This is a genomic window from Actinophytocola sp. (assembly GCF_045807065.1).
Taxonomy (GTDB): Bacteria; Actinomycetota; Actinomycetes; order Mycobacteriales; family Pseudonocardiaceae; genus Actinophytocola.
Map to the genome: position 1 here is coordinate 1 of NZ_JBJMIE010000549.1, position 6,451 is coordinate 6,451.

Below are 6,451 nucleotides of genomic sequence, written 5' to 3' on the forward strand. Positions count from 1 at the left end.
GCCAGCAAGCTGATCACCGTGCCGGCCGAGCACTTCGACCCGGTGCAGTGGGCTTCCGTGGTGGAGGCGAACCTGGTGGGCGCGTTCCTGCTGTCCCAGTCGGTCGGGCGCCACATGCTCGAGCGGGGGTCCGGCCGGATCATCCACCTGTCGTCGGTGCGCGGGGACGCGGGCGGCCGGATGGGCTTCTCCGCGTACGGCGCCAGCAAGGCCGGGGTGAACCTGCTGGTCAAGCAGCTCGCCACGGAGTGGGGCGGGCAGGGCGTGACCGTGAACGCGGTGGCGCCCGGGTTCATGCGGACCGACTTCGTCGAGGCGGCGCAGAGCAACCCGCAGTTCGTGGCCCGGCTCCAGCAACGGATCCCGATCGGCCGGTTCGCCGAGCCGGAGGAGGTGGCCAGCGCGGTGGTGTACCTCGCGCAGCCGCTCGCCCGGTTCGTGAACGGGCAGGTCATCTATGTCGACGGCGGCGTGACCGCCAGCCACTGAGGTTCAACACGGAGGTAAGGATGTCCACCTGGCACGCGCTGCTGTACCCGATCAAGGAAGGCAGTGAGGAGACGGTCAAGGAGCTGTTCCGCAACAGCGGCCGGCCGAACTTCACCATCACGGATGCGGAGGGCAACGTCGTCGGCCGCCTGCTGGCCACGATGGCGTTCGTCGGCGCCGGTACCGCGATCCGCGTGATCGAGGTCGAGGGCCCGCTGCCGGTGGTGGCCGCGCACATGAGCCGCCAGCCGGAGGTGCGGGAGTTCGAACGGCAGCTGGAGGAGCACCTGACCGAGGGCCGCGACATGGTGAGCCCGGAGGGCGCGCGGGCGTTCTTCCAGAAGGCGGGCATGGAGAACGTGCTCAACCGGCGCGCGCCAGACGCCGCGGCGGCCTGACGTGGAGATCGGTGTCGGTCTGCCGAGCACCGTGCGGGGCGCGTCCGGCCCGGCGCTGCTGGCGTGGGCGCGCACGGCCGAGCAGGCGGGGTTCTCGAGCCTCGCCACGCTCGGCCGGCTCGTGTACGACAGCTACGACGGCCTGGTCGCCCTGTCCGCGGCGGCGGCGGTGACCTCACGGGTGCGACTGGCGACGGCGATCCTGCTGTCCCCACTGCACGGGAACGGCGCCGTGCTGGCCAAGCAGGCGGCGAGTCTGGACCGGCTGTCCGGCGGACGGCTGGTGCTGGGTCTCGCCGCGGGTTCCCGCCCGGACGACTTCACGGCCGCCGACGTGCCGATGAAGGGCCGCGGCGCGTTCCTGGAGCGCCAGGTGGCCGAGCTCCGTGCCATCTGGGGCGGGGCTCGCCGCGGCTTCGCGGGTGCCGTCGGCCCGTCGCCGGTCCAGTCGGGCGGGCCGTCGATCATGCTGGGCGGGCACTCCCCGCGCGCGATCGAGCGGGCCGCTCGGCTGGCGGACAGCTGGATCTCCGGTGGCGGCGGCGTGGAGATGTTCGCCGGCGGGGCGGCGGCGTTCCGCGCGGCCTGGGCGGCGGCCGAGCGCGTCACGCCGCCGCGGGTGGTGTCGCTGACGTACTTCGCCCTGGGCCCGCACGCGGCGGACCTCGCGGACCGGTACCTCAGCGAGTACTACGGCTTCGCGCCGCCGTACGCCCAGCTGGTGCTGCGTGGCGCGGCGGTCGGCGAGGCCAAGCTGAAGGAGACCCTGGCCCGCCTGGAGGCGGCGGGCTGCGACGAGGTCCTGCTGGCTCCCTGCGGCGACGGCCTCGACCAGCTGAAGGAGCTGCAGGACGTGGTGTTCGGCTAGGCACGGGACGCGTCCGGTGCAGGCCCCCGAGGTGCTCGGGGGCCTGTTTTCTGCCCGTGCGGGCGCGCCCGGTCACGCGGCCAGTGGCGTCAGGGCGTGCAGGCTGAGCGCGGACATCGTCGCGGTGACGAGGTCCGGTGCCGTGGTCAGGTGGAAGTCGGCGCCGGGGCGCAGGCCGCTGCCCGCACCGAGCCGGTGCACCGCGTCGGCGTCCGGCTGGAGCACGACGAGCGTGCCCTTGGTGATGAGCGGTGCGACGGTGTCGACGGCCGCGTGGGTGGTGATCACGTACGCGTCCAGGCCGGTGAGCAGGCTCGGGTCGGTGGTCGGCTCGAACCAGTCGGCCACCGCGTGCAGGTCGTCGGCCAGGTGGGACTCGCCGCGGCGCAGGGCGGTCACCTTCGACCGGTCGGTGTCCAGGCCGGTGACCAGCAGACCCGACCTGGCCAGCGCCAACGCCAGCGGCAGTCCCGTGCGGCCCAACCCGACGACACCCACGGTCGCCGGGGTTCGACGGATGATCCTCATCGCGCTCCTCCCAAAAGTGCCTGACTCCAGGGTCGTCGCGCGAGTCGAGCCCTGCTCGAGAGCGAGTCAAGTCCGCGGCGACCACGCCGGCTCGGTCGAAGGTGCGGGCGCGGCTGTCGTCAGTACGCGATCTCCACCGTGTGGCCGACGGTGTCCGCGTCCGCGGCGTGGTTGAGGCAGTAGTGAGCCACGTCCGGGCGGGAGATCGACCAGCAGCCTCGCAGCTTGCGGTCGGTCGCGGTCCGGTAGTTGCCCGTCAGGGAACCGCTCGTCAGGCGGGCGGCGCGGACCAGGGTCCAGTCGAGGTCGCTCTCCCGGACGTGCCGCTCCATCAGGGCCATGTCGGCGTACGGCTTCGCGAGGATCCGGTGCAGCAGGTGCCTCGCGATCAGCCACTCCGCGAACTGGCGCGCCGGCGGAACCTCCAGCGAGGACGTCGAGACCACCAGCAGCCGGCGCGCGCCATCGGCACGCATCGCGGCGATGACGTTCGCGGTGCCCTGTGAGTACACGGTCGTCGCGTGGCGGTGCATGCCGATGCCCAGTGCGGAGACCACGACCTCCGCGCCCTCCACGGCCCGCGCCGCGGCGGAAGGGTCGAGCACGTCACCCGCCACCACGGTGATCCGGTCGCCGAACTCGGTCAGCGCGGCCGGGTTCCTGGCCAGGACGGTCACCTTGTCGCCGACCGTCAGTGCCTGCGCGATGGCACTCCGACCCGTGCCACCGGTCGGGCCGAACACTGTCAGGCGCATGTCGCCTCCGTTCGCGACGGGGGGATGCCGTGAAAGGCGCGTTCGGAGCCCGAACGCGCCTTTCGCGGCATTGGGACCGGGTCAGGCGGCTTCGGCACGCGTGGCCGCGGCGGCGAGTGCCGCGGTCAGCTCCGCACGGGACGCGCCCGGCAGCTGCGGCGGCGGGCCACCGGCCAGCGCCCTGCCGATGCGCCGCGCCATCTCCTCGTTCGCGTACAGCTCGGCCGGTGAGGTCAGCGACATCATCACGTGCGCGACCCGGCGCCACACCTCGACGTCCGAGATGGACGCCGCCACCGCGGCACCGAAGTGCACCACGCCCGGCGGCGGCAGCTGCGGTCGCTGACCGGCCGCCACCGCCTCCCACAGGCCGGCACGCCCCCGGTCGTTGGCGATGGCCTCACCCAGCCACGGCGCGAGCAGACCCTTCGTCGCGCCCGCGAACCGGGCCGCCTGGCCCCGGTCCACCGACGGGTGCGCGTCCAGCAGGTCCGCCAGCTCGTACACGTGGGCCAGGGCGAGGGAGACACCACGGCCGTTCGCCGGGTTGGTCGTGCAGACCGCGTCACCCAGCGCGTAGAAGCCAACGGTCAGGCGCGGAGCACCCGGGTCGACGAAGCGGGAGCTGTTGTCCAGCCCGCCCATCGCGTACACCGGCGAGATCGGCTCGGAGTTGCCCGGCGCGATCCAGCCGGCCAGCAGCGGCGTGACCTGGATCGCCGCGGTGAAGGCGGCCTCGTCGCGCAGGCTCTTCATCGGCTTGTCGTCGGGCAGCACGCCGATCGAGATCGAGAACGTGTCGCCCTCGCCGAGGAACAGCACGGCCGTGTAGCTGTCCCACATGCCGCCGGCGCCGAACCCCCGGTTCAGCGGGCCGGGCGGCGCCGGGGTGAGGCGGCGGTAGTACCGGGTGTAGTACGTGATCCGGCAGCTCTCGCTCTGCGCCTCGGGGACCGGCAGGCCGGCCTCCGCCAGCCACTCGGCCGACTTCGTCTTGCGCCCGCTGGCGTCGAGCACGAGATCCGCCGTCAGCTCCTCGCCGCCGTCGAGCCGCACGCCCGTCACGCGGTCGCCGTCCGTCAGCAGGCCACGCACGGTCGCGCCCGTCCGCGACCTCACGCCGGCCCTGGCGAGCACCTGCCTCCTGAGCACCCACTCGAACGTCGAGCGCCGCACGGTCAGCATGTTCAGCAGGTCGTCCGACGGGATCCGCGTCACCGGGCCCAGGGTGGGCGGGGTGAAGTCCGCGAGGTTGACCTCGCCGGCGCCGGCCTCGACCAGCGCGTCGTACACGTCCGGCAGCTTCTCCCGCAGGATGTTCGTGCCACGCGAGCCGAACGCGTGCGAGTGCGCGGCCTGCGGCACGGTCGGACGCGGCCAGGCCGCCGCCTCGTCCAGGGTGGACGGTGGCTCGGCGGCCTCGCGCTCGAGGATCAACACCTCGTGCCCGCGGTCCGACAGCGCGGCCGCGGCGGCGAGACCGGTGACGCTGCCGCCAATGGCGATGATCTTCATCAGGCGTTCCAGAACTCGTCGAGGGCGTACACGTCGTTCGGGTAGGTCCAGAACTCCTTGATCTTGCCGTCCACGATCAGCGCCACGTTGATGAACGGCATGTCGAGCACGAGACCCTTGCGCTCGTAGTGGGTCTCCAGGACGGCGAAGGCGTAGTTGTCGCTGCCGCCGACCTCCTTGACCTCCATGCGCAGGTTGCCGTTGGTCAGCTCCCACATCTTGTTGGCGAAGGCCGTGGAGTCCTTGATGCCGACGTGCTCACCGGACAGCGGGTTCTTGCCCGGGTAGTGGTGCACGGAGTCCTCGTGCCAGTAGGTGCCGGCGGTCTCGACGTCGCCGACGCCGAAGGCCGCGTACACCTTCTCCATCAGCTGGATGTTGGGGTTCTCTGCCATGACGATCTCCTCAGGATGCCTTGCTGACGACGGAACTCGGGAGCGTGGAACGGACGGCGTCGACGATCTTGTCGGCGTTGGGCGGGTACGCGTCCTCGAGCGGCCCCGAGAACGGCACCGGCGCGTGCGGCCCGGTGACCGTGCGGACGGCCGCGGACAGCGACGAGAACCGGTGCTCCGCGACGTTCCCGGCGATGTCGGTGGCGATCGAGCAGCGCGGGTTGGACTCGTCCACCACGACCAGCCGCGAGGTCTTCTCGACGCTGGCGTACACGGTGTCGAAGTCGAACGGCGACAGCGTGCGCGGGTCGATGACCTCGGCCCGGACGCCCTCCGCGGCCAGCCGCTCGGCCGCCTTGGTCGCCTCGTGGACCATCCGTCCAATCGCGACGATCGTGACGTCGTCGCCCTCGCGCACGACGTTCGCGACGCCGAGCGGGATCGTGTAGCGCTCCGCCGGCACCACGTCGCGGCTGCCGAAGTACAGCAGCTTGTGCTCGAAGAAGATCACCGGGTCGTCGTCCTGGATGGACGCCGCGAGCAACCCCTTGGCGTCGACCGGGTTCGAGGGGGCGACGACCTTCAGGCCGGGGATGTGGGTGAACAGCGAGTACAGGGCCTGCGAGTGCTGCGCGGCCCGCCGCATGCCCGTGCCCCACATCGACCGGATCACCAGCGGCACCTTGGCCTTGCCGCCGACCATGTACCGCAGCTTGGCGGCCTGGTTGAGGATCTGGTCGAAGCACACACCCGCGAAGTCGACGAACAGCAGGTCCGCCACCGGCCGCAACCCGGTCGCGGCCGCACCGACCGCGGCGCCGACGAACGCGGCCTCGGTGATCGGCGCGTCGAAGATCTGCCCGGGGAACGGGACGTGCAGGCCGCGGGTCGGCCCCCAGGCGTGCCCGAGCGTGCCGTCGCAGCCGGTCCCGCCGATGTTGTCCTCACCGAACACGACCACTGACGGGTCGTGCTCCATCTCCAGGCGGAGGGCCTCGTTGAGCGCCTCGAGGTAGGAGAGCACACGTGGTGTCTCGGTCATGGCTTCTCCCTAGTACGAGACGTAGACGTCGGTGAGCAGTTCGGACTCGTCGGGCGTCGGCGCGGCCTTGGCCGTGGCGACCGCGACCTCGACGGCGGCATCGACCGTGACGTCCACTTCGGACGTCTCGGCCTCGCTCAGTCCGGTCCTGTCGACAAAGCGCTTTATCGGGTCCTGTGTGGACCGCAGGCCGTCGACCTCACCCTCGCCGCGGTAACCCTGACCGTCGAAGCCCTCCATGTGCCCGAAGAACCGCCCGGCCTTGCACTCGATGAGCGACGGTCCACCGCCGGCCTTGGCCCGCGCGACGGCGTCCTCGGTGGCGGCCCTGACCGCGAAGTAGTCGGTGCCGTCGACGACCACCGCGGGGATGCCCTGCGCCTCCGCCCGGCGGGCGACGTCGAGACCGCCGAGGTGGTAACGGGTCCCGGTCGCCTGGGCGTAGAAGTTGTCCTCCACCA

9 protein-coding genes are annotated in these 6,451 nt (G+C 71.9%); 3 read left to right on the plus strand and 6 right to left on the minus strand.

Annotated features, from left to right (window positions below; all coding sequences use genetic code 11):
• The 3 genes from ACJ73U_RS32005 to ACJ73U_RS32015 all read left to right on the plus strand — a co-directional run.
• Positions 1-489 (plus strand): SDR family NAD(P)-dependent oxidoreductase (locus ACJ73U_RS32005; protein WP_407781467.1); only part of this gene is annotated, 489 nt, incomplete at its 5' end.
• A 20-nt stretch (positions 490-509) separates the two neighbouring features.
• A complete protein-coding gene (locus ACJ73U_RS32010; protein ID WP_407781468.1) occupies positions 510-887 on the plus strand; it encodes a SchA/CurD-like domain-containing protein in 378 nt (125 codons plus the stop codon).
• A 1-nt stretch (position 888) separates the two neighbouring features.
• A complete protein-coding gene (locus ACJ73U_RS32015) occupies positions 889-1,755 on the plus strand; it encodes an LLM class flavin-dependent oxidoreductase (protein WP_407781469.1) in 867 nt (288 codons plus the stop codon).
• A 72-nt stretch (positions 1,756-1,827) separates the two neighbouring features.
• Here ACJ73U_RS32015 and ACJ73U_RS32020 read toward each other — a convergent pair whose 3' ends face one another.
• The 6 genes from ACJ73U_RS32020 to ACJ73U_RS32045 form a co-directional block, all read right to left on the minus strand.
• Entirely contained in the window at positions 1,828-2,283 is a 456-nt protein-coding gene (locus ACJ73U_RS32020) for an NAD(P)-binding domain-containing protein (protein WP_407781470.1), read from the minus strand.
• A gap of 119 nt (positions 2,284-2,402) precedes the next feature.
• Positions 2,403-3,038: an NAD(P)-dependent oxidoreductase gene (locus tag ACJ73U_RS32025; protein ID WP_407781471.1), complete on the minus strand. Its 636-nt coding sequence runs from the start codon at positions 3,036-3,038 to the stop codon at positions 2,403-2,405.
• 81 nt (positions 3,039-3,119) lie between these two features.
• Positions 3,120-4,553 carry an NAD(P)/FAD-dependent oxidoreductase gene (locus ACJ73U_RS32030; protein WP_407781472.1) on the minus strand — a complete coding sequence of 478 codons (1,434 nt, stop codon included), beginning with the start codon at positions 4,551-4,553 and terminating at the stop codon, positions 3,120-3,122.
• The gene (locus ACJ73U_RS32035) at positions 4,553-4,948 is read right to left on the minus strand and encodes a nuclear transport factor 2 family protein (RefSeq protein WP_407781473.1); all 396 of its coding nucleotides are present in this window, start codon (positions 4,946-4,948) and stop codon (positions 4,553-4,555) included. The genes ACJ73U_RS32030 and ACJ73U_RS32035 overlap by 1 nt, the downstream gene beginning before the upstream one ends.
• 10 nt (positions 4,949-4,958) lie before the next feature.
• Entirely contained in the window at positions 4,959-5,990 is a 1,032-nt protein-coding gene (locus ACJ73U_RS32040; RefSeq protein WP_407781474.1) for an alpha-ketoacid dehydrogenase subunit beta, read from the minus strand.
• A 9-nt stretch (positions 5,991-5,999) separates the two neighbouring features.
• Positions 6,000-6,451: thiamine pyrophosphate-dependent enzyme (locus tag ACJ73U_RS32045; protein WP_407781475.1), on the minus strand; the 452-nt coding region annotated here is incomplete at its 5' end.

Coding starts and splice junctions, on each gene's coding strand:
- ACJ73U_RS32010 (WP_407781468.1), top strand. CDS start 510: ATGTCCACCTGGCACGCGCTGCTGTACCCGATCAAGGAAGGCAGTGAG.
- ACJ73U_RS32020 (WP_407781470.1), bottom strand. CDS start 2,283: ATGAGGATCATCCGTCGAACCCCGGCGACCGTGGGTGTCGTCGGGTTG.
- ACJ73U_RS32025 (WP_407781471.1), bottom strand. CDS start 3,038: ATGCGCCTGACAGTGTTCGGCCCGACCGGTGGCACGGGTCGGAGTGCC.
- ACJ73U_RS32030 (WP_407781472.1), bottom strand. CDS start 4,553: ATGAAGATCATCGCCATTGGCGGCAGCGTCACCGGTCTCGCCGCCGCG.
- ACJ73U_RS32035 (WP_407781473.1), bottom strand. CDS start 4,948: ATGGCAGAGAACCCCAACATCCAGCTGATGGAGAAGGTGTACGCGGCC.
- ACJ73U_RS32040 (WP_407781474.1), bottom strand. CDS start 5,990: ATGACCGAGACACCACGTGTGCTCTCCTACCTCGAGGCGCTCAACGAG.